The 21,014-nt window shown below is 71.6% G+C and carries 18 protein-coding genes; 12 read left to right on the top strand and 6 right to left on the bottom strand.

The features are described from left to right. The first annotated feature begins 244 nt into the window (after window positions 1-244). The 5 genes from egtA (at window position 245) to ACZ7M7_RS15365 (ending at window position 4,906) form a co-directional block, all read left to right on the top strand. Window positions 245-1,549, top strand: coding sequence for an ergothioneine biosynthesis glutamate--cysteine ligase EgtA (gene egtA / locus ACZ7M7_RS15385; protein WP_472116597.1), 1,305 nt, complete (start codon window positions 245-247; stop codon window positions 1,547-1,549). Next, window positions 1,546-2,865, top strand: coding sequence for an ergothioneine biosynthesis protein EgtB (gene egtB / locus ACZ7M7_RS15380; RefSeq protein WP_472116594.1), 1,320 nt, complete (start codon window positions 1,546-1,548; stop codon window positions 2,863-2,865). Before egtA ends, egtB begins: the two co-directional genes overlap by 4 nt. Next, on the top strand, window positions 2,865-3,665 hold the full coding sequence (gene egtC, locus ACZ7M7_RS15375; protein WP_472116591.1) for an ergothioneine biosynthesis protein EgtC: 801 nt from the start codon (window positions 2,865-2,867) through the stop codon (window positions 3,663-3,665). Before egtB ends, egtC begins: the two co-directional genes overlap by 1 nt. Beyond that, window positions 3,662-4,624, top strand: a complete 963-nt coding sequence (gene egtD / locus ACZ7M7_RS15370; RefSeq protein WP_472116588.1) for an L-histidine N(alpha)-methyltransferase — start codon at window positions 3,662-3,664, stop codon at window positions 4,622-4,624. The genes egtC and egtD overlap by 4 nt, the downstream gene beginning before the upstream one ends. A gap of 66 nt (window positions 4,625-4,690) precedes the next feature. Then, window positions 4,691-4,906 (top strand): dodecin, encoded by a 216-nt coding sequence (locus ACZ7M7_RS15365; protein WP_383616547.1) that lies wholly within the window; start codon window positions 4,691-4,693, stop codon window positions 4,904-4,906. An 18-nt stretch (window positions 4,907-4,924) separates the two neighbouring features. Here the strand turns inward: ACZ7M7_RS15365 and ACZ7M7_RS15360 are convergent, their stop codons facing one another. Further along, the gene (locus tag ACZ7M7_RS15360; protein WP_472116585.1) at window positions 4,925-5,416 is read right to left on the bottom strand and encodes a phosphatase domain-containing protein; all 492 of its coding nucleotides are present in this window, start codon (window positions 5,414-5,416) and stop codon (window positions 4,925-4,927) included. Between the two features lie 414 nt (window positions 5,417-5,830). On the opposite strand from ACZ7M7_RS15360, the gene ACZ7M7_RS15355 reads away from it, so the two are divergent. The 6 genes from ACZ7M7_RS15355 to ACZ7M7_RS15330 all read left to right on the top strand — a co-directional run bounded on the left by ACZ7M7_RS15355 (window position 5,831) and on the right by ACZ7M7_RS15330 (window position 12,375). Continuing rightward, the gene (locus tag ACZ7M7_RS15355) at window positions 5,831-6,121 is read left to right on the top strand and encodes a DUF485 domain-containing protein (RefSeq protein ID WP_472116582.1); all 291 of its coding nucleotides are present in this window, start codon (window positions 5,831-5,833) and stop codon (window positions 6,119-6,121) included. Then, on the top strand, window positions 6,115-7,719 hold the full coding sequence (locus ACZ7M7_RS15350) for a solute symporter family protein (protein ID WP_472116579.1): 1,605 nt from the start codon (window positions 6,115-6,117) through the stop codon (window positions 7,717-7,719). The genes ACZ7M7_RS15355 and ACZ7M7_RS15350 overlap by 7 nt, the downstream gene beginning before the upstream one ends. A gap of 84 nt (window positions 7,720-7,803) precedes the next feature. Further along, window positions 7,804-7,974, top strand: a complete 171-nt coding sequence (gene rpmF, locus ACZ7M7_RS15345; protein ID WP_427844222.1) for a 50S ribosomal protein L32 — start codon at window positions 7,804-7,806, stop codon at window positions 7,972-7,974. Window positions 7,975-8,167: 193 nt separating this feature from the next. Continuing rightward, window positions 8,168-9,835, top strand: coding sequence for a LuxR C-terminal-related transcriptional regulator (locus ACZ7M7_RS15340; RefSeq protein ID WP_472116577.1), 1,668 nt, complete (start codon window positions 8,168-8,170; stop codon window positions 9,833-9,835). A 133-nt stretch (window positions 9,836-9,968) separates the two neighbouring features. Continuing rightward, on the top strand, window positions 9,969-11,342 hold the full coding sequence (locus ACZ7M7_RS15335) for an FAD-binding oxidoreductase (RefSeq protein ID WP_472116574.1): 1,374 nt from the start codon (window positions 9,969-9,971) through the stop codon (window positions 11,340-11,342). Between the two features lie 34 nt (window positions 11,343-11,376). Continuing rightward, complete coding sequence (locus ACZ7M7_RS15330) at window positions 11,377-12,375, top strand: LLM class flavin-dependent oxidoreductase (RefSeq protein ID WP_472116570.1); 999 nt, start codon at window positions 11,377-11,379, stop codon at window positions 12,373-12,375. 25 nt (window positions 12,376-12,400) lie between these two features. On the opposite strand, the gene ACZ7M7_RS15325 is transcribed toward ACZ7M7_RS15330, so the two are convergent. Beyond that, window positions 12,401-13,717 (bottom strand): phytase, encoded by a 1,317-nt coding sequence (locus ACZ7M7_RS15325; protein ID WP_472116567.1) that lies wholly within the window; start codon window positions 13,715-13,717, stop codon window positions 12,401-12,403. Window positions 13,718-13,903: 186 nt separating this feature from the next. On the opposite strand from ACZ7M7_RS15325, the gene ACZ7M7_RS15320 reads away from it, so the two are divergent. Then, window positions 13,904-16,237 carry an ATP-binding cassette domain-containing protein gene (locus ACZ7M7_RS15320; protein ID WP_472116564.1) on the top strand — a complete coding sequence of 778 codons (2,334 nt, stop codon included), beginning with the start codon at window positions 13,904-13,906 and terminating at the stop codon, window positions 16,235-16,237. Here the strand turns inward: ACZ7M7_RS15320 and ACZ7M7_RS15315 are convergent. The 4 genes from ACZ7M7_RS15315 to ACZ7M7_RS15300 all read right to left on the bottom strand — a co-directional run bounded on the left by ACZ7M7_RS15315 (window position 16,227) and on the right by ACZ7M7_RS15300 (window position 21,014). Next, entirely contained in the window at window positions 16,227-17,234 is a 1,008-nt protein-coding gene (locus ACZ7M7_RS15315) for a lysophospholipid acyltransferase family protein (RefSeq protein WP_472116561.1), read from the bottom strand. The two genes, ACZ7M7_RS15320 and ACZ7M7_RS15315, sit on opposite strands and share 11 nt — an antisense overlap. 14 nt (window positions 17,235-17,248) lie before the next feature. After that, window positions 17,249-18,019 (bottom strand): GNAT family N-acetyltransferase, encoded by a 771-nt coding sequence (locus tag ACZ7M7_RS15310; protein WP_383599778.1) that lies wholly within the window; start codon window positions 18,017-18,019, stop codon window positions 17,249-17,251. A 302-nt stretch (window positions 18,020-18,321) separates the two neighbouring features. Further along, entirely contained in the window at window positions 18,322-19,068 is a 747-nt protein-coding gene (locus tag ACZ7M7_RS15305; protein WP_472116558.1) for a succinate dehydrogenase/fumarate reductase iron-sulfur subunit, read from the bottom strand. Then, window positions 19,065-21,014 (bottom strand): fumarate reductase/succinate dehydrogenase flavoprotein subunit, encoded by a 1,950-nt coding sequence (locus ACZ7M7_RS15300; RefSeq protein WP_472116555.1) that lies wholly within the window; start codon window positions 21,012-21,014, stop codon window positions 19,065-19,067. The genes ACZ7M7_RS15305 and ACZ7M7_RS15300 overlap by 4 nt, the downstream gene beginning before the upstream one ends.

Here is a 21,014-nt window from a genome sequence, read left to right as displayed (position 1 = left end):
TCATGCACGCATCCTGAGCGATGCTGGTCGTGCGGTGCAACAGAATTCCCGGGCGCCGACAGCCGACCGAGAACGAGCGGGAAAGCCCCCGCAAACGCCCGGAGAGCAAAGATTACGCACCCGGAACGTGCCGGTACGCGCCCTTGTGCGAAGCGACGTGAGGGTCTTGGGTGGGACGAGTGTGCCGGCCCGCCCACAAGATCCGGGCCGGGCGGCATCGTGGACTCTCAGGAGGATCCAAGACATGTCAGATTCGGTGAGCGACTGTACGGAGCAGCCGCGCTCCGCAGTCACCGAAGCCGAGGTGGAGGCCCTCGTCAGGGGCATCTGCTTCAAGACCGGCCCGCCCCGCAGCCTCGGGGTCGAAGTGGAATGGCTCGTCCACGAGCTGCACAGCCCGCAGCTCCCCGTGACACCCGAACGACTCGAAGCGGCCTACGCCGCACTACGGACCGTGCCCCTGAGGTCGGCGCTCACCGTCGAACCCGGCGGTCAGCTGGAGCTGAGCTCCCCGCCCGCCACCTCGCTGATGGAGTGCATCGGTACCGTCTCCGCCGACCTCGACGCCGCCCGCGCGGTGCTGCGCAAGCAGAACCTCGGTCTCGTCGGCATGGGCAACGATCCCTGGCACCCGCCCCGCCGTTTCCTGCGCCAGCCGCGCTATGACGCCATGGAGGCGTATCTGGACCGGGCGGGCCCGGCCGGCCGCGCCATGATGTGCACCTCGGCCTCCGTGCAGGTGTGCCTGGACTCCGGATACGAGGAGCCCGGCCCGCTCGGGCACGGACGGCGCTGGTGGCTGGCACACCAGCTGGGCGCGGTCCTGGTCGCCGCCTTCGCCAACTCCCCGCTGGCCGGGAACGAGCCCACGGGCTGGCTCTCCACCCGGCAGCTGCTGTGGATGGAGATCGGCCCGGGCCGCGCGGGCGCACCTCCGCTGGACGGCGACCCGCGGGTCGCCTGGGCGCGGCACGTCCTGGACGCGCCGGTGATGTGCGTTCGGCAGGACGGCGGCCCGTGGGACGTCCCGGACGAGCTGACGTTCCGGGAGTGGACCAGGTCGGGAGCGCCGAGGCCACCGACGCAGGAGGACCTCGACTACCACCTGACGACCCTGTTCCCGCCGGTCAGACCGCGGGGCCATCTGGAACTGCGCATGATCGACGCGCAGCCGGGCGAGGACGGCTGGATCGTGCCGCTCGCCGTGGCCACGGCGCTCTTCGACGACCCCGAGGCCGCCGAGACCGCCTACCGCGCGGTGAAGCCGCTGGCCGAGCGCGCCATGTCGCTGCCCGCGCCGCACAACCCGCTGTGGCTCGACGCGGCCCGCTCGGGCCTCGCCGACCCCGAGTTGCAGGAGGTCGCCGACACCTGCTTCGCGGCGGCACTGGAGGCCCTGCCCCGGCTGGGGGCCACGACCGAGGTCACGGCCGCCGTCGCGGCGTACCGGGACCGCTATGTCAGCAAGGGCCGCTGCCCCGCCGACGACCTGCTGGACGAGCTCTACGGCACGGACCGCATCCTGCACGGGAAGGACGACCGGACATGACCGACCCCGCCCACGACGCCGACACGCTCCGCGAGCGGGCACTGACCACCCTCACCACCGCCCGTGCCCGGACGACCCTGCTGACCTCCTGCGTCGAGGACCCCGATCTCACCGCCCAGCACTCACCGCTGATGTCCCCGCTGGTCTGGGACCTCGCGCACATCGGCAACCAGGAGGAGCAGTGGCTGCTCCGGACGGTCGCCGGCCGGGAGGCGATGCGGCCCGAGATCGACGGCATCTACGACGCCTTCGAGCACCCCCGCGCCGCCCGCCCCACCCTGCCGCTGCTGCCGCCGACCGAGGCCCGTCACTACGCGTCCGAGGTGCGCGGGCGGGTCCTGGACCTGCTGGAGAGCACCGCGTTCCACGGGACGCGACTGACCGAGGCGGCATTCGCCTTCGGGATGATCGCGCAGCACGAACAGCAGCACGACGAGACGATGCTGATCACCCATCAGCTCCGCAGGGGCCCGCAGGCCCTGACCGCCCCCGACCCGGAACCGGCACCCTTGCTGACGGGCCCGTCCGAAGTCCTGGTCCCCGGAGGCCCGTTCACGATGGGCACCTCGACCGAGCCGTGGGCACTGGACAACGAACGCCCGGCGCACCGGCGCGAGGTACCGCCGTTCTACATCGACACCACACCGGTGACGAACGCCGCCTACAAGGCGTTCATCGAGGACGGCGGCTACGACGACGACCGCTGGTGGACGCCGGAAGGCTGGGCGCACATCCGCGGGAACTCGATCCACGCCCCGCTGTTCTGGCGCCGGGACGGCAAGCAGTGGCTCCGCCGCCGCTTCGGCGTCACCGAGGTGGTACCGCCGGACGAGCCCGTCCTGCACGTGTGCTGGTACGAGGCGGACGCCTACGCCCGCTGGGCCGGGCGCCGGCTGCCCACCGAGGCCGAGTGGGAGAAGGCCGCCCGCCACGACCCCGCCGGGGACCGCTCGATGCGCTACCCGTGGGGCGACGACGATCCCGGACCGGAGCACGCCAACCTCGGCCAGCGGCATCTGCGCCCGGCGCCCGCCGGCAGCTACCCGGAGGGCGAATCACCCCTCGGCGTACGGCAGTTGATAGGCGACGTGTGGGAGTGGACGGCGAGCGACTTCCTGCCGTACCCGGATTTCCAGGCGTTCCCGTACAAGGAGTACTCGGAGGTGTTCTTCGGGCCGGAGTACAAGGTGCTGCGCGGCGGTGCGTTCGCCGTGGACGCGGTGGCCTGCCGGGGCACCTTCCGCAACTGGGACTATCCGATACGTCGGCAGATCTTCTCCGGGTTCCGCACGGCCCGGTCCGCGGGGGACGCCTGATGTGCCGTCACCTGGCCTATCTGGGCCCCGAGGAGCCGCTCGGCAGACTCCTGGTCGAGCCGCCGCACAGCCTGTACCGCCAGTCGTGGGCGCCTCGGCGGCAGCGGTACGGGACTGTCAACGCCGATGGTTTCGGGGTCGGTTGGTACGCCGAGGGGGACCCGGTGCCGGCCCGGTACCGCCGGGCCGGGCCCATCTGGGCGGATCCGTCCTTCGCCGATCTGGCACGGGTCGTACGCAGCGGCGCGCTGCTGGCCGCCGTACGGGACGCGACGCTGCCGGGCGCCGATCAGGAGGCCGCGGCGGCGCCGTTCGCCGGCGGTCCCTGGCTGTTCAGCCACAACGGCGCGGTGAAGGGCTGGCCGGGCTCGCTCGCGCCGCTCGTGCCGACCCTGCCCGCGGTGGACGTGCTGTCGATGGAGGCCCGCAACGACTCGGCGCTCGTGTGGGCACTGGTCCTCGCGCGCCTGCGCGGCGGCGACGAGGAGGGGCAGGCGCTGGCCGACACGGTCCTGGAGGTCGCCGAGGCGGCCCCCGGTTCCCGGCTCAACCTGCTGCTCACCAACGGCGAGACCATCACCGCGACCGCCTGGGGCGACACCCTCTTCCACCTCACCCGGCCCGGCGGCGGCACCGTCGTGGCCTCCGAGCCGTACGACGACGATCCGCACTGGCAGGAGGTCCCCGACCGGACCCTCCTCGCGGCGAGCCGCACCGACGTGCTGCTCACCCCGCTCAAGGATCCGAGCGACCCCCTGCAACCCTCCGCCTCCGCACGACCGAAGGAGCCCAGCACGTGAGTCCGTTCCTTCTCACTCGCACCCTGCCCGAGGACGCCACCGACGCCGCGCTGCGCGCCGACGTCCTCAAGGGCCTGACGAGCACGCCCAAGACCCTGCCGCCGAAGTGGTTCTACGACGCGCAGGGCAGCGAACTGTTCGAGAAGATCACCGAGTTGCCCGAGTACTACCCGACGCGCGCCGAGCGGGAGATCCTCGTCGACCGGGCCGGCGAGATCGCCGCGGTCACGGGCGCCCGCACACTGGTCGAACTGGGCTCCGGCTCCTCGGAGAAGACGCGGTACCTGATCGACGCGCTGACGGGGCTGCACACGTACGTCCCCGTCGACGTCAGCGAGAGCGCGCTCACGCAGGCCGGGCAGGCGCTCATCGAGGAGCGGCCGGAGCTCGACGTGCACGCGCTGATCGCCGACTTCACCGGCGGGCTGACGCTGCCGGACACACCGGGACCCCGGCTGGTGGCGTTCCTCGGCGGCACGGTCGGCAACCTGCTGCCGGCCGAGCGTGCGGCGTTCCTTGCCTCGGTGCGGTCCCTCCTCTCCCCCGGTGACGCGCTGCTGCTCGGCACGGATCTGGTCAAGGACGAGAGGGTCCTGGTCGAGGCGTACGACGACGCGGCCGGGGTGACGGCCGCGTTCAACAAGAACGTCCTGGCGGTGATCGACCGCGAGTTGGGCGCCGACTTCGATCCGGCCGCGTTCGACCACGTCGCCGTCTGGGACGCGGACCACGAGTGGATCGAGATGCGGCTGCGCTCGCGTACCGCGCAGACGGTGAAGGTGCCCGCGCTGGGCCTCGCCGTCGACTTCGCGGCGGGCGAGGACATGCGCACCGAGGTGTCGGCGAAGTTCCGGAGGAACGGTGTCCGCGCGGAACTGTCGGATGCCGGGCTGGAGCTGGCGCACTGGTGGACGGACGGCGAGGGGCGCTTCGCGCTGTCACTGAGCGTGGCGCGGTGACGGACGGCTCGCGCGATGCCCCGCCTTGGGGCACCGTGGAGTGACGCGTGTGAGAGGAGCACCCACATGTCGAACCACACCTACCGGGTCACGGATATCGTCGGCACCTCGCCGGAGGGCGTGGACCAGGCCATCCGCAACGGCATCAAGCGTGCCTCGCAGACCCTGCACAACCTGGACTGGTTCGAGGTGACCGAGGTGCGCGGCCAGCTCGACAACGGGCAGATCGCGCACTGGCAGGTGACCATGAAGGTCGGCTTCCGCCTCGACGAGACCGGGTAGCAGGCCCCGGTCCGCTCCTCAGGTCCGCCCCTCCCGCTCCTGCGCCACCTTCAGCGCTGCGGACGGGGCGGACCAACGTGCCCGTACGACGGTGAATCCGGCCCGTTCGGCGTCCTCGCAGACCAGCTCGTCGTCGTCCACCAGGACCCGGATCTCGTGGGTCCGGGCGAGGCGGCGCAGGATCTCCAGCTTGGTGCGCCGGGCGGGCCGCCGGTCGTCGTTGCGCCGCATGTACACGCGCCCCTCGGGCAGCCCGTGCGTGGCGAGCCAGTCGAGCGTGTCGCGCCGGCAGCGCTCGGGCCGCCCGGTCAGATAGCGGACCTCGCACTCCTTCGCGCTCTCCCGCACCAGAGCGATGCCCTCCGAGAGGGGCGGATCGTCCGGGGCGGCGCCGAAGAAGCCGTCCCAGTCACGCGGCTTGCGCTCCAGGAAGTGCTGCCGGTGCGCCGTGTCGGCGAGGGTGTTGTCCAGGTCGAAGACGGCGAGGGGGCGGTCGTTGCTGTCGTTCACATCGCTCACCCTAATCCGGGGCCCTGATGTGAAACAGTCCGCCCCGAACACATGGTCCGGACTAATTCACTGACAGTCGTTATCCGCAAACTTCACGCGATCGCCGAAAAAACAAGAGGGACTAATGCGCCACCGTGGGGCGGCAATTCACGTCGACGGTTGATTGCTCAAAGAGAGCGCTGTCATACTCCGGCTTCCGGCTTTTCGCCGCCCGCCCCTCGTCCCCCATCAGGCCCGCACTCCCCAGTGCGTTCGGCATGTCGCAGCGAAGAAGGTGCGCCTGTGCCCGAGTTTTCACCATGGCACGACAAATCTCTCACATACAGTTCTCCGGTTAATGGCCCCGTACCGTCCAAACGCATATCCGAAGACGCCGAATTCCACTCACTTCGCCGCGCCCAGCGCAGGTTCGGCGTGCGCGCGACGATCCTGTCGGTCGGCGGATTCCTGCTGTACGTACTGCTGTCGCACGCCGCTCCCGGCCTGATGAACCAGCGTCTGACCGGCAACCTCACCCTCGGCCTCGCGCTGGGTCTCGGCCAGTTCGCCGTGATGGGCGTGACGGCCTGGTGCTATGTACGGCACATGCGCACCCGCGTCGACCCGCTGGCCCGTGGCCTGGCCTCGCGACTGCGGCAGCAGGAACTGGGATCACCCCGCGCCGCGACGCCGCACGGCGAGGCCGGGGGGCACCGCACGTGGTGACCGTGTCCGCAGGCGTAGTCGACAGATTCAGCCTCAACCTGACGTTCGTGCTCTTCCTGACGGTGGTCGTGGTCACGCTGTTCATGGCGCTGCTGACAGCCCCTCAGCGCGACGAGATCAGCGAGTTCTACCTCGGCAACCGCACCATGTCCCCGCTGCGCAACGGCCTCGCGATGTGCGGCGACTACGTGTCGGCCGCGACCCTGCTGGGCAGCACCGGACTGGTCGCACTCAACGGGTACGACGGACTGCTGTACCTGGGCGGGACCGTCGTCGCCTGGATGATGGTGCTGCTGCTCATCGCCGAACCCCTGCGCCGCGCGGGCAAGTTCACCCTGGGTGACACGCTGGCCCTGCGGCTGCCCCGGATGCAACGCCCGGTCAGGCTCGCCATCGCGATGTGCACCCTCGCCATCGCGACGCTCTATCTCGTGGCCCAACTCGTCGGCAGCATCGCCCTGTTGACCCAGTTCACGGGCGAACCCAGCGCCGCGACACGGACCCTGTGCGTGATCGTGATCGGCACCGTCGTCATCGTGTACGCCGCGATCGGCGGGGCGCCCGGCGCCACCGTCATCCAGATCATCAAGGCCGTGATGCTGGTGGCGGGCGTGACGGTCACCGCGGTCATGGTGCTCAACCACTACGACTGGAACCCCAATACCCTGCTGTCCGCGGCCGCGAACCACAGCGGCACCGGCACGCAGTTCCTCGAACCCGGACTGCGCTACGGCGTCAGCACGACCAGCAAACTCGATTTCTTCAGCCTGGAACTGGCGATCGTCCTGGGCCTCGCCGCCCTCCCCCATGTACTGATGCGCCTGCTCGCGCCGCGCAGGATCGACGTGCTGCGCTCCTCGGTCGTGTGGGCGGTCGGCCTGGTCGGCCTGGTCTGCCTCGCCGCCGGCGTCCTCGGTCTCGGCGCCACCGCCATCGTCGGCCGGGAGACCATCGCGGAGACGGATCACAAGGGCGACTCCGCCGTGCTGCTCCTCGCCAACGCACTGGGCGGCGGCATCCTCACCGCCCTGCTGTCCTGCCTCGCCTTCGTCACGCTGCTCGCGGTCGCGGCCGGCCTCACCCTCGCCGCCGCGTCGTCCCTCGCCCACGACCTGTACGGCGAGGTGATCCGCAAGGGGCGCGCGAGCGAGACCGAGGAGCTGATGGTCGCCCGGCTGTCCGCGGCCGTCATCGGGGTCCTCGCCATGATGCTCGCCCTCGTCTCCTGGGGCGCCAACACGGCGACGCTCGCGTTCCTCGCCTTCGCGATGGCGGCGTCCGCGATCCTGCCGACGATCGTGTACACCCTCTTCTGGCGCCGCTTCACGGGCCAGGGAGCGCTGCTCAGCCTCTGGGGCGGCCTGGTGTGCTCGGTGCTGCTGGTGCTGTTCTCCCCGGTGGTCTCCGCCACGCCCGGCTCCTTCTACCCGGACTCGGACTTCGCCTGGTTCCCGCTCCAGAACCCCGGCATCGTCTCCATCCCCGCGGGCTTCTTCCTCGGCTGGCTCGGCACGGTGCTGAGCGACCGCGGGCAGCCCCGGGACGACGCCGCCTACGAGGAGTTCGAGGTGCGGATGCTGGTGGGCGCCCAGGAATAGCCCCGAGTAGGCCCGGGACGCAATTGTTAATGGGATCCATTTTCATATAGCCTCCTCGGTGTTCACCCACCGAGGAGGTCCGTCATGGCTGTCCCCAAGCGGAAGATGTCCCGCAGCAACACCCGCCACCGCCGCGCCCAGTGGAAGGCGAGCACGCCGCAGCTCGTGCCCGTCACCGTCGACGGTGTCAGCCACCTCGTGCCGCAGCACCTGGTGAAGGCCTACGAGCGCGGGCTGCTGCGTCCCGAGAGCTGACCGGGGCTGCCGTACGAACTCCCCTTCCGCCCCGGCCGGTTGTGGACCTGCATCAGGGAAGAGCTCGGCAGCGGCGGCACGCACCTGCGTGCTCAGGCCCTCCAGGTGGCCGTTGGCTGACTCCCCGGCCGCCGTCCTGCCTATTCTGGTGGAGGGCCGGTCCTGCTCGCAGAGCGCGAGAAGGGAGCCGCTGGTGACCGAGCGGACGATGGACAGGGTGGCCGCGGACACGTTGCGGCAGGCCAGGGATGCCGCCGCGCGTGAGGCCTGGGCCGAGGCGTACCGGTTGCTGGGCCGCCTGGACGCCGGCCGACTCACTCCGGACGACTTCGCCGCGTTCGCCGACGCCGCCTGGTGGACGGGCCGTGTCGACGAGTCGATCGACCGGCGGACACGCGCCTACTCCGGGTATGTCACGGCGGGGGCCACCCGGCAGGCGGGCCATTCGGCGTGGCTGCTGTTCTACGAGCACCAAATGGCGGGCCGTACGGCCGTGGCCGCCGGCTGGCTGGGTCGGGCCCGGCGGCATCTGGGCGGTGAACCGGAGTGTGTCGAGCAGTGCTACCTCGCCTGGGTCGACGCGGAGGACGCTCAGCGGCGCGGTGCCTTCGACGAAGCGATGGCGGCGGCTCGGCACATGGCAGGGATCGCGCGGCGTCGCGGGAGCCCGGATCTGCTCGCCATGGGCGTCCAGGCGCAGGCGGGCGTGCTGGTGTCCCAGGGGCGCGTCCGTGAGGGGCTCGACCTGCTGGACGAGGCGATGTGCTCGGCCATGGCGGGTGAACTCAGCTCCTTCTTCACCGGCTGGGTCTACTGCCTGGGCCTGCAGCAGTCCATGGCCTGCGTCGATCTGGGACGCGCCGCCGAATGGACCGACGCGGCCATGCGGTGGTGCGCGGCCATGCCGGCCGAGAACAACTTCCGGGGATTGTGCCGGGTGCACCGGGTCGAGGTGCTGGAGCTGCGCGGCAGCTGGCCCGAGGCGCTCACCGAGGCGGAGCGGACCTGCAAGGAAGTGCTGCCGAACGAGCGGCGGACGGCCGCCGAGGCGGTCTACCTGGTCGGCCAGATCCAGCGGCGGCGCGGTGAGCTCACGGCGGCGGAGCGGTCGTACGACCGCGCCCATGAACTCGGCCGCGACCCGCAGCCCGGCCTCGCCCTGCTGCGATTGGCCCAGGGGAAGGCCGACGCCGCGGCCGCCGCCCTGCGGCATGCGGGCGGAGTCGAGGCGGGCGGTCTCACGCGGTGCAGACTACTGGCCGCCCAGGTGGAGGTGTACCTGGCACTGGGCCGGACCGCCGAGGCACGCGCGGCTGCCGAGGAGCTGGCCCTGCTTGCCCGCGACTGGCAGCGGCGGTGCGGTTCGCAGACGACTCTCCTGCATGCGAGCGCCGCCACGGCGTCCGGCGCTGTGGCCTTCGCGGCCCGTGACCTCGACCGGGCGCTGCCCGGGCTGCGCCGGGCGCTGACGCTCTGGCTGGAGCTGCAGGTGCCGTACGAGACGGCCCAGGTGCGGACGACCCTGGCCGCCGCCGACCGGGCCACCGGGGACGACGAGGGTGCCCGCATGGAGCTGCGGGCAGCCGAGCAGGTGTTCCGGCAGCTCGGCGCCGTACCGGACGCGCTCCGGGCGGCCGCTCTGCTCGCCGATGTGCGCCCGGGGCGGCCCGGTGGGCTCACCGAACGGGAGATCCAGGTGCTGCGGCTGGTCGCGGCGGGCCGTACGAACCGGGCCGTCGCCGCTGAGCTGGTGATCAGCGAGCACACCGTCGCCCGGCACCTGAACAACATCTTCGCCAAACTCCAGGTGTCCTCGCGGGCTGCGGCGACGGGATACGCGTACCGGCACGGTCTCGCGTGACGCGGATGGGCCGTTCCGCCCATGCCCTGCTCCCGCCCTGGATGGGCGATTCCGGCGATGAGCACGTCCCCTCCGCGCGCGTACACCGGTGGTGTATCCCCTCCTCCCGGCACCCGAACGGAGAGCGGCGGCCATGGCCACCTTCACAGCGACCCTCGACCACCGGCTGACGGACCGGCTGCGCGGCGACGTCGTCGAGCCCGGTGACCCGGACTACGACGAGGCCCGCAAGGTCTACAACGCCATGCACGACAAGCGGCCGGCCGTCATCGTGCGGGCCGTCGACGCGGGCGACGTCGTCGCCACGGTGAACTTCGCCCGCGAGCAGGGCCTGCCGCTGGCCGTGCGCGGCGGCAGCCACAGCGTCCCCGGCCACGGCACGTGTGACGGCGGGGTCGTCCTCGACCTGGGCCGGATGCGCGGGGTCCGCGTCGATCCCGGCGCCCGCACGGCGTGGGTGGAGGGTGGCTGCACCTGGGCGGACGTCAATCACGCCACGCACGCGTTCGGGCTGGCCACCACCGGCGGGGTCGTCTCCACGACCGGCGTCGGCGGCCTGACGACCGGCGGCGGCATGGGCCACCTGGCCCGGCGCTGCGGTCTGGCCTGCGACAACCTGGTCTCGGTTGACCTGGTGACGGCCGACGGCTCCTTCCTGACCTGCACGGACGACCAGCACAGCGATCTGATGTGGGCGGTGCGAGGCGGCGGCGGCAACTTCGGCGTCGTCACGTCCTTCGCGTTCCGGCTGCACCCCGTCGCCGACATCCTCGGCGGGCCCACGTTCTTCCCCCTCGACGCCGACGTGATCCGCCGGTACCGGGACCTGGTCGCCGCGGCGGACGAACGGCTCGGAGCGGTCCTCGTCGTGGGGCTCGGACCACCGGTGCCGTTCCTGCCCGAGCGCTGGCACGGGCGGCCGCTGTGCGGCGTGGTCGCCTGCTGGAGCGGCCCGCCGGACGAGGACGACCGGGTGCGGGACCGGGTCGCCGCGCTGGGCCCCGTCCTGGGGCGGCACCTGGAGCGCATGCCCTATCCCGTGATCAACACCCTGTTCGACGAGCTGGTGCCCGCCGGGCTGTACCACTACTGGAAGGGCAGCTTCACCAAGGAACTGCCGGACGGCGCCGTCGACGCCCTCGTCGAGTACGGCGCCACCACGCCCTCGATCCAGAGCGTCACGGTCGTCTTCCCCATCGACGGGGCCTGCCACCGCGTGGCACCGGAGGAGACCGCCTTCTCCTACCGGGACGCCGACTACTCGATCGCGCTCAGCCCGACCCTCACCACCCGTGAGGAGTGCGAGGGTCGCAAGGACTGGGTGCGCGCCTTCCACCGGGCGATGGAACCGCATTCCATGGGCGGCGGCTACGTGAACTTCATGGACGGCGACGACCAGGACCGCGTACGGGCCAACTACCGGGCGAACTACGACCGTCTGAGGGATCTGAAACGGCGCCACGACCCGGGCAACCTGTTCCGCCTGAACCACAACATCGCACCGTGAGGAATCCTGCGGGCTCCCCGGTGTTGAACCCGGTATGAGCTCCGTGATCGCCTCGACCCGCTTCTCCGTCCTCGACCGCTCCCGCACCCGCGAGGGCCACCCGACCGGAGAAGCGCTGCGTGACACCGTACGGCTGGCGAGGGAGCTGGAGGAACTGGGCTACCACCGTGTCTGGGTCTCGGAGCACCACGGTGTGCCCGGGGTCGCCGGCTCGGCGCCGACCGTGCTGGCCGCCGCCGTCGCCGCCGCGACCCGCACGATCCGGGTCGGCACCGGCGGGGTGATGCTGCCCAACCACCAACCCCTGGTCGTGGCCGAGCAGTTCGGGGTGCTGGAGTCCCTCTTCCCCGGCCGTGTCGACATGGGGCTCGGGCGATCGGTCGGCTTCACGGACGGCGTCCGCAAGGCGCTCGGACGGGACAAGGGGGACGCCGAGGACTTCGCGTCGCAGATCGGGGAGCTGCTCGACTGGTTCCGCGGTACCTCGCCGACCGGTGTGCACGCGCGGCCCGCCGAGGGCCTGAACGTGCCGCCCTTCGTGCTGGCGATGGGCGAGGGGGCGGACATCGCGGCCCGCGCCGGGCTGCCCATGGTCATCGGGGATCTGCGGAACCGGGAGAAGATGCAGCGCGGGATCGATCACTATCGCAACCGCTTCCGGCCCTCCGCCTGGGCCGGCGAGCCGTACGTCGTCATCTCCGGCACGATCGCGGTGGCCGCGACGCCCGAGGAGGCCCGGCGCCTGCTCGTCCCGGAGGCCTGGGCGATGGCGTACTCGCGCACGCACGGCACCTTCCCGCCGCTGGCTCCCGCCGAACGCGTCGAGGCGTCGGCCATGACCGACAAGGAACGCGGCTTCTTCGAGGGAGGCCTCGCCGGGCACATCGCGGGCACGGAGGAGCAGGTCGCGCACGAGCTGGAGACGGTGCTGAAGGAGACTCAGGCGCAGGAGGTGCTGGTCACGACGAGCACGTACGACCGCGAGGCGCTGGTGGACTCCTACCGGCGGCTCGCCCGGATCACCGCTGCGTGATCCGCGCGAGCCGCCGGCCGGGGCGTCAGTCCGTGTCGCGCGGGTCGAACGACTTGGTGTCGATCGTCAGCGGCTTCGGGAACGCGGTCGCCACCGAATCCCACCGCGTGAACTTGAAGTTGGTGCCCTCCCGGTCCCCGTCGGCGGGCGCGGCCTCGCCGTCGTGGGTGACGAGCAGGCCCTTGGGGAACGAGCGGCCCAGTGGCACATTGACCACGGCGGCGCCGTCGGAGTGCTGCACCCCGTCGGTGGCGGCGCTGTCGGTGACGGTGAAGGACCCGAGGTAGGCGTTGCGGCCCTGACGCTCGTACACGGCGAAGGTGTTGTCGCCCTGACTGGAGGCGAGCAGGTATCCCTTGCCGTCGGCCGCGTGGTAGATCGTGGCGCCCTCGGCGTCGGCGCTCAGGTGCTCACCGCCGAAGCCGGGGTCGTTGGCCGTGTCGACGACGCACTCCTCCTCCTCGGCGTCATACGTCCACGGGGTGCCGTACTCCCGCACCCGGTCGATCAGCTCGGGCCGGCCGAACTCCTCGTCGTCGAGGTCGACCCGCCACAGCCCGACGTCCTCCTGGGCGGCGTACAGGACGTGCTTCTCCTGGTCGACGACCATGCCCTCGACCTGCGCGTGATCGCCGGGGTCGGCGCAGGGCGTCCAGCTCTTGCCGTTCGGCAGCGTGAAGGAGCCGGGCAGGTCGAGGGTGTCCTCGGCCTTGTAGCCGACGCGGCCGCCCCGGTCCTCCAGCTGCAGCAGCCGTACCCGGGTCTCCGAGCGACGCGACACCACCACGTAGGCGTTGTCGTCGTCGCTGAAGGCGGCCAGCCCGTAGGCGGTGCGCTGGTCGTCGACCTCGGCCTCGCTCGCGGAGAAGACGGGCGCGGCGCCGGCCGCCGTCACGTCCTTCAGCGGGGGCCTGCCCGCCGCCACCGCGGCCGGGTCGATCGCGTAGGCGCGGACACGGTCCCGGCCGCGGTCGCTGACCACGGCCAGGTCGGTCTTCCTGCCGCCCAGTTCGAAGCCGTACACGACGTCGACGTTGTTGAAGCGGCCGGGCGCGGCGTCCTCGCCGGGTGCCGCGGGCGCGGCGATGTGCTGGAGCCGCTTGCCGTCGAGGCCGTAGACGTCGAGGCCGGCCTCCTTCAGGGTGCTGATCACGAGGCTGCGGCCCGCGTCGCGGGGGTCGACCCAGACGGCCGGGTCGTCGGCGTCGGCGTTGCCGCCCGCCTCGTCGTCGTACACGGCGGGGGTCTCCACGCGCGCGGAGACGGCGACCGGCTGCGGGGCTGACGCGCCCGAGACCATCAGCAGCGCGGCGGTGAGAGTGCTCAGAGCTGAGGCGCTCACGATACTCCTCGGTAGGAAGAGAGACTGGCGAGACGGTATGGGGGGCCGGTGTGGGCGAGCCGACGGCATCGTGAACAGCAGGTGGCTCATACGGCCCGCGCGCCCCGTTCGTTTAGAATTGCGGGGTTTGCCCACGACGAGGTTTGCCCACGACATCGACACCCCACCTTCCGGAGCCCTCACCCCATGCACTCCCCGCACGACCCCTACGTCCGCGTACGCGGCGCCCGTGAGCACAACCTCAGGGGCGTGGACGTCGACATCCCACGGGACGTGCTGGCCGTGTTCACCGGTGTGTCCGGGTCCGGGAAGTCGTCGCTCGCCTTCGGCACGATCTACGCGGAGGCCCAGCGGCGCTACTTCGAGTCGGTCGCGCCGTACGCACGCAGGCTGATCCACCAGGTCGGTGCGCCGAAGGTCGGCGAGATCACCGGGCTGCCGCCTGCCGTGTCCCTCCAGCAGCGCCGCTCGGCGCCGACGTCCCGCTCCTCCGTCGGCACGGTCACCAACCTCTCCAACTCCCTGCGGATGCTGTACTCCCGGGCGGGCGACTATCCGCCGGGCGCCGAGCGGCTCGACTCGGACTCCTTCTCACCGAATACGGCGGCCGGTGCCTGCCCGGAGTGCCACGGGCTCGGGCAGGTGCACCGAACGACCGAGGAGTTGCTGGTTCCCGATCCGGGGCTGTCGATCCGGGAGGGCGCGATCGCCGCGTGGCCGGGTGCCTGGCAGGGCAAGAACCTGCGCGACATCCTCGACGCGCTCGGCCACGACGTCGACCGGCCCTGGCGAGAGCTGCCCGCCGAGGAGCGGGAGTGGATCCTGTTCACCGAGGAGCAGCCGGTGGTCACCGTGCACCCGGTGCGCGACGCAGACCGCATCCAACGCCCGTACCAGGGCACGTACATGAGCGCCCGCCGGTACGTCATGAAGACGTTCGCCGACTCCAAGAGCCCGACCCTCAGGACGAAGGCGGAGCGGTTCCTCGCCGCCGCGCCGTGCCCGGCGTGCGGCGGCAGCAGGCTGCGGCCCGAGGCGCTGGCGGTGACCTTCGCCGGCCGGACGATCGCCGATGTGGCCGCGCTGCCGCTCACGGAGCTGGCGGGGTTGCTGCAGGGCGGCTCCTCGGAGGCGGCCCGTGTCCTCACCGAGGACCTCAAGTCCCGTATCGGGCCCGTCGTCGAACTCGGCCTCGGCTATCTGAGCCTCGACCGCGCCACGCCCACGCTCTCGGCGGGCGAACTGCAGCGCCTGCGGCTCGCGACGCAGCTGCGGTCCGGGCTGTTCGGTGTGGTGTACGTCCTCGACGAGCCGTCCGCGGGGCTGCACCCGGCGGACACCGAGGCGCTGCTGACGGTGCTGGCGCGGCTGAAGGCGGGCGGGAACACGGTGTTCGTGGTCGAGCATCATCTCGACGTCATGCGCGGCGCCGACTGGCTGGTCGACGTGGGACCGCAGGCGGGTGAGCACGGCGGGCAGGTGCTGCACAGCGGGCCGGTGGCGGAGCTGGCGGCGGTCACGGAGTCGGCCACCGCCCGCTTCCTGTTCGACGGCTCGTCCACCTCCGCTCGCCAAGTGCGGTCCCCGCGCGGCCAGTTGAAGGTGGGCCCGGTCACCCGGCACAACCTGCGCGGGGTGACCGCCGAGTTCCCGCTCGGCGTGTTCACGGCCGTCACCGGTGTCTCGGGCTCGGGCAAGTCCACGCTCATCGGCGAGATCACCGAGGAGCAGGCGGGTGTCGGGCGGCTGGTCTCGGTCGACCAGCGGCCGATCGGCCGCACCCCGCGCTCCAACCTCGCCACCTACACCGGGCTCTTCGACGTCGTACGCAAGGTGTTCGCGGCCACCGACGAGGCGCGGGCCCGTGGTTACGGCGTCGGGCGGTTCTCCTTCAATGTCGCCGGCGGGCGGTGCGAGACCTGTCAGGGCGAGGGCTTCGTCAGCGTGGAGCTGCTGTTCCTGCCGAGCACGTACGCGCCGTGCCCGGACTGCGGCGGGGCCCGCTACAACCCCGAGACGCTGCAAGTGGCGTACCGGGGACGGAGCATCGCACAGGTGCTGGACCTCACGGTCGAGGCGGCGGCGGAGTTCTTCGCGGACACCCCGGCCGTGGCCCGCAGTCTCGGCGCCCTGCTCGACGTGGGCCTCGGCTATCTGCGTCTCGGGCAGCCCGCCACCGAGCTGTCCGGCGGTGAGGCCCAGCGCATCAAGCTGGCGAGCGAGTTGCAGCGCGGCCGGCGCGGACACACCCTCTACCTCCTCGACGAGCCGACGACCGGACTCCACCCGGCCGACGTCGAGGTGCTGATGCGCCAGCTGCACGGGCTCGTCGACGCCGGGCACACCGTCGTCGTGGTCGAGCACGACATGTCCGTCGTCGCGGGCGCGGACTGGGTGATCGACCTGGGGCCGGGCGGTGGTGACGCGGGCGGACGGATCGTGGCGGCGGGCCCGCCCGCCCAGGTGGCGCGGGCGGGCGGCAGCGCCACGGCACCGTATCTCGCCCGGGTCATGCCGTGAGCGGCTCGGGCGACGGGGCGGACTGCTCCTCTTCGGCCACGGCGGGTACCGCTTGGATTCCGCCCTTCACCGGGAGGGCCACGGCGCGGGACTGGCGAGGGACCTGGACCTGACAGGCCCCCAACAGCGCGGACACCTCGGCCGCTCGGGCCAGGGACCGGCGGTCGGGACGGCTCCCGGGCGCGATCGGCTCCCGTACGTCCGCCTCCGCGACCAGCTCGCGTGCCCGCACCACCCGCCACACCGAGGTGAGCAGCGCGTCCGCGCCGACGAACGCGGCCGCCGTGCTGGGCGTGCCCTGGGCCGCCCGGTAGCGCAGGCGGACCGGCTGGACCGGGACGCCCGCGTCGAGGGCTGCCTGGAACGCGGCCCGGCGGAAGTAACCCTGGGCCCGGCCGCACCACGTACTGCCCTCGGGGAAGACGGCGACCGCTTCGCCGGCCCGCAACGCCTCGGCGATCCGGGCCACCGTCTCGGGCAGGGCGCGGATCCGGTCCCGGTCGATGAACAGGGCACCGCTGCGGGCGGTCATCCACCCCGCCACCGGCCAGTCCCGGATCTCCGACTTGGCGAGCATCCGGGCCGGACGGACGGCGGCGAGCAGCGGGATGTCCAGCCAGGAGACGTGGTTGGCGACGAGCAGCAGCCCGCCGTCGGACGCGGCGCGGCCGTCGATCCGTACCCGGACGCCCGCGGCCCGTACGACCCACCGGGACCAGCGCCGGACGAGTGCGCCGGGTATCCGCCCGCCGAGCGGGGTGAGCAGGAACCCGACGATCAGCAGGAGCAGGACCGCCGCGATCCGCAGGGCGGCCAGGGGCAGGGCCCTGGCCGGCCCCGTCGCGTCCACGCACCCGTGCGGGGTGCAGGGGGCGCTGGGCCGCCAGAGGGTCGCCACCTCGACGGGGTGGGCCGCTGCGGCCGGTGCGCCGGCCGCCTGGGCCTTGGCAGCGGTCGCGGTGGGGACACCGACGGCACCGAGGGAGGGGGTGCTCATGGCCGCCACGTCCGTCACGCCGGGACGAGGGAGAGGAAGTGCCGCAGGTAGCGCGAGTTGACCCGGCGCATCGACAGCAGCACGTACATGTCGGCGACGCCGAACTCCGGGTCGTGCGCGGGCTCGCCGCAGACCCAGGCGCCGAGGCGGATGTAGCCGCGCAGGAGGGCCGGGAGTTCCATACGGGCGGCGGGGGCGGGCTCGGTGGGCTGCCAGGGCCGCAGCGGGCGTACCCGGTACTCCTCCGGGGCCAGGTGCTTGGCCTGTACCCGGTCCCAGGTGGCCGCCGCGAGCTTGCCGCCGTCGGCCAGCGGGATGGAGCAGCAGCCGGCCAGCCACTCGTGGCCGCGGTCGACCATGTAGCGGGCGATGCCGGCCCAGATGAGGCTGATGACGGCGCCGTCGCGGTGGTCGGGGTGCACGCAGGAGCGGCCGACCTCGACCAGGTTCGGACGCAGGCCGTCGATGCGGCTCAGGTCGAACTCGCCCTCGGAGTACAGCCGGCCCGCGACCGCCGCCCGCTCCGGCGGGAGCAGCCGGTAGGTGCCGACGACCTGGCCGGACACCTCCTCACGGACGAGCAGGTGGTCGCAGTACGCGTCGAAGGCATCGATGTCGTGACCCGGCTGCGGGGTGGTCAGCAGGGCTCCCATCTCACCGGCGAAGACGTCGTGCCGCAGCCGCTGGGCGGCGCGCACGTCCTCCTCGTTGCGGGCGAGGCCGACGGTGTAGCGGGTGGGTGCCGTGGGCTGCGGGGGACGGTCGACGGTCAGTACGCCGGTCATGGCTTACTCCTGGTCACGGGCCGGGGACGGCGAGCGGAGCTCGGTGGGAGCGGTGCGATGTGCCGCCCCTGTTCTTCCTATGCCGGTTGGCGTATGCGTGACCTGTGCCAGGAGAGTGGATGTGCGAATGTTGAACGGCGCGAGCTGGTACCGGCCGTCCATGTTCCGGTGTCCGGCCGGTCAGCCGGGCGATCCAGTGCTGTTCACCCGGGGGGTGCGGAAACGCCAGACGGGGCCGGAGAGCACCACTCCCGGCCCCGCCCGTCCGCACCTTTCGGCGAACGTCTGTTGGGCGTCTCGCCCTACCGCTTCACCTTCCGCGTGGCCCGCAGCCACTCCTTGTTCATGCTGGTGATGGACATCAGCGGGATGCCCTTGGGGCAGGCGGTGGCACACTCTCCGGTGAGAGTGCACCCGCCGAAGCCTTCGTCATCCATCTGCGCCACCATGTCCAGGACACGGGTCTCGCGCTCGGGCGCCCCCTGCGGCAGCACGCTCAGGTGGTTGACCTTGGCGGAAGTGAACAGCATCGCCGCCCCGTTGGGACACGCGGCCACGCACGCCCCGCAGCCGATGCACTCGGCGTGCTCGAAGGCGAAGTCGGCGTCCGGTTTGGGTACGGGTGTGGCATGGGCCTCCGGCGCGGCACCCGTCGGGGCGGTGACGTACCCGCCCGCCTGGATGATCCGGTCGAACGCGGTCCGGTCGACGACCAGATCCTTGATCACGGGGAACGCCGACGCCCGCCACGGCTCGATGTCGATCGTGTCGCCGTCCTTGAAGGACCGCATGTGCAGCTGGCAGGTGGTCGTCCGCTCGGGGCCGTGCGCGTCACCGTTGATGACGAGCGAGCAGGCACCGCAGATGCCCTCACGGCAGTCGTGGTCGAAGGCGACCGGGTCCTCACCGCGGAGGACGAGCTCCTCGTTGAGGGTGTCGAGCATCTCCAGGAAGGACATGTCGGAGGAGATGCCGTCCACCTCGTACGTGGACATGGCGCCGTCGGCGTCGGCGTTGCGCTGCCGCCAGACGCGCAGGGTGAGCTTCATGCGTAGCTCCGCTGGGTGGGGTGGACGTACTCGAAGACCAGGTCTTCCTTGTGCAGCACGGGAGCGGTGCCCGTGTCGGTGAACTCCCAGGCCGCCGCGTAGGCGAACTCGTCGTCCTTGCGGGCCGCCTCGCCGTCCGGCGTCTGCGACTCCTCGCGGAAGTGGCCGCCGCAGGACTCGCTGCGGTCCAGCGCGTCGAGGCACATGAGCTCGGCGAGCTCCAGGTAGTCGACGACGCGGTTGGCCTTCTCCAGCGACTGGTTGAACTCCTCGCCGGTGCCCGGCACCTTGATCCGCCGCCAGAACTCCTCGCGGATCTGCGGGATGCGTTCGAGGGCCTTGCGCAGTCCGGAGTCCGTGCGGGCCATCCCGCAGAACTCCCACATCAGCTCGCCGAGTTCGCGGTGGAAGGAGTCCGGCGTACGGTCCCCGTCCACGGCCAGCAGCAGGTTGAGCCGGTCCTGGGTCTCGGCCAGCACCTCCTGCACGACGGGGTGCTCGTCGGTGGCCGCTTCGCGGTGCGGATTGCGGGCGAGGTAGTCGTTGATGGTGGCCGGCAGCACGAAGTAGCCGTCGGCCAGGCCCTGCATCAGGGCCGAGGCGCCGAGCCGGTTCGCCCCGTGGTCGGAGAAGTTGGCCTCGCCGATCGCGAACAGGCCGGGGACGGTGGTCTGCAGGTCGTAGTCGACCCACAGGCCGCCCATCGTGTAGTGCACGGCCGGGTAGATCCGCATCGGCACCTCGTACGGATCCTCGTCCGTGATCCGCTGGTACATGTCGAAGAGGTTGCCGTACCTGGCCTCGACGGCCTTGCGGCCCATCCGCTCGATGGCGTCGGCGAAGTCCAGGTAGACGCCCTGCCCGCCGGGTCCGACGCCCCTCCCCTCGTCGCACACGTTCTTCGCGGCGCGGGAGGCGATGTCGCGGGGCACCAGGTTGCCGAAGGACGGGTAGATGCGCTCCAGGTAGTAGTCGCGCTCGTCCTCCGGGATCTTGTTCGCGGGACGGTCGTCGCCCTTGGCCTTCGGCACCCAGATCCGGCCGTCGTTGCGCAGCGACTCGCTCATCAGCGTCAGCTTGGACTGGTGGTCGCCGGTGCGCGGGATGCACGTCGGGTGGATCTGCGTGAAACAGGGGTTGGCGAAGTAGGCGCCGCGCCGGTGTGCCCGCCAGATCGCGGTGGCGTTGGAGTTCATGGCGTTCGTCGACAGGTAGAAGACGTTGCCGTAGCCGCCGCTCGCGAGTACGACGGCGTCTGCGAAGTAGGTGTCGATGCGGCCGGTGATGAGGTCCCGGGCCACGATTCCGCGCGCCTTGCCGTCGATGACGATCAGGTCGAGCATCTCGGTACGCGGGTGCATCTCGACGTTCCCCGCGGCGATCTGCCTGCTCAGTGCCTGATACGCGCCGAGCAGCAGCTGCTGGCCCGTCTGGCCGCGGGCGTAGAACGTGCGGGACACCTGGACGCCGCCGAAGGAGCGGGTGTCGAGCAGACCGCCGTACTCGCGGGCGAAGGGCACGCCCTGGGCGACGCACTGGTCGATGATCTCGACGGAGATCTGGGCGAGCCGGTGGACGTTGGACTCCCGGGCGCGGAAGTCGCCGCCCTTCACCGTGTCGTAAAAAAGGCGGTGGATGGAGTCGCCGTCGTTGCGGTAGTTCTTCGCGGCGTTGATGCCGCCCTGCGCGGCGATGGAGTGGGCGCGGCGCGGGGAGTCCTGGTAGCAGAACTGGACGACGTGGTAGCCCTGTTCGGCGAGGGTGGCGCCCGCCGAGCCGCCGGCCAGGCCCGTGCCCACCACGATCACCGTGTGCTTGCGCCGGTTGGCGGGGTTGACCAGCTTGGCCTCGAAGCGGCGCTTGTCCCAGCGCTCGCCCACGGGCCCGGCGGGGGCTTTGGTGTCGAGGACCGGTTCGCCGGTCGTGTACTCGGCGTAGGTAGACAT

The sequence above is a fragment of the Streptomyces sp. NPDC111606 genome, from assembly GCF_055656945.1.
Note: the sequence above shows the minus strand (reverse complement) of the source record. Positions and strands in the feature narration are given on the sequence as shown.

What these genes read in the sequence shown, in the direction of transcription:
- ACZ7M7_RS15335 (WP_472116574.1), top strand. Translation starts at nt 9,969, where the DNA reads ATGGCCACCTTCACAGCGACCCTCGACCACCGGCTGACGGACCGGCTG.
- ACZ7M7_RS15330 (WP_472116570.1), top strand. Translation starts at nt 11,377, where the DNA reads ATGAGCTCCGTGATCGCCTCGACCCGCTTCTCCGTCCTCGACCGCTCC.
- ACZ7M7_RS15315 (WP_472116561.1), bottom strand. Translation starts at nt 17,234, where the DNA reads ATGAGCACCCCCTCCCTCGGTGCCGTCGGTGTCCCCACCGCGACCGCT.
- ACZ7M7_RS15300 (WP_472116555.1), bottom strand. Translation starts at nt 21,014, where the DNA reads ATGTCTACCTACGCCGAGTACACGACCGGCGAACCGGTCCTCGACACC.
- ACZ7M7_RS15365 (WP_383616547.1), top strand. Translation starts at nt 4,691, where the DNA reads ATGTCGAACCACACCTACCGGGTCACGGATATCGTCGGCACCTCGCCG.
- egtB (WP_472116594.1), top strand. Translation starts at nt 1,546, where the DNA reads ATGACCGACCCCGCCCACGACGCCGACACGCTCCGCGAGCGGGCACTG.
- ACZ7M7_RS15320 (WP_472116564.1), top strand. Translation starts at nt 13,904, where the DNA reads ATGCACTCCCCGCACGACCCCTACGTCCGCGTACGCGGCGCCCGTGAG.
- ACZ7M7_RS15305 (WP_472116558.1), bottom strand. Translation starts at nt 19,068, where the DNA reads ATGAAGCTCACCCTGCGCGTCTGGCGGCAGCGCAACGCCGACGCCGAC.
- ACZ7M7_RS15310 (WP_383599778.1), bottom strand. Translation starts at nt 18,019, where the DNA reads ATGACCGGCGTACTGACCGTCGACCGTCCCCCGCAGCCCACGGCACCC.
- rpmF (WP_427844222.1), top strand. Translation starts at nt 7,804, where the DNA reads ATGGCTGTCCCCAAGCGGAAGATGTCCCGCAGCAACACCCGCCACCGC.
- egtC (WP_472116591.1), top strand. Translation starts at nt 2,865, where the DNA reads ATGTGCCGTCACCTGGCCTATCTGGGCCCCGAGGAGCCGCTCGGCAGA.
- egtA (WP_472116597.1), top strand. Translation starts at nt 245, where the DNA reads ATGTCAGATTCGGTGAGCGACTGTACGGAGCAGCCGCGCTCCGCAGTC.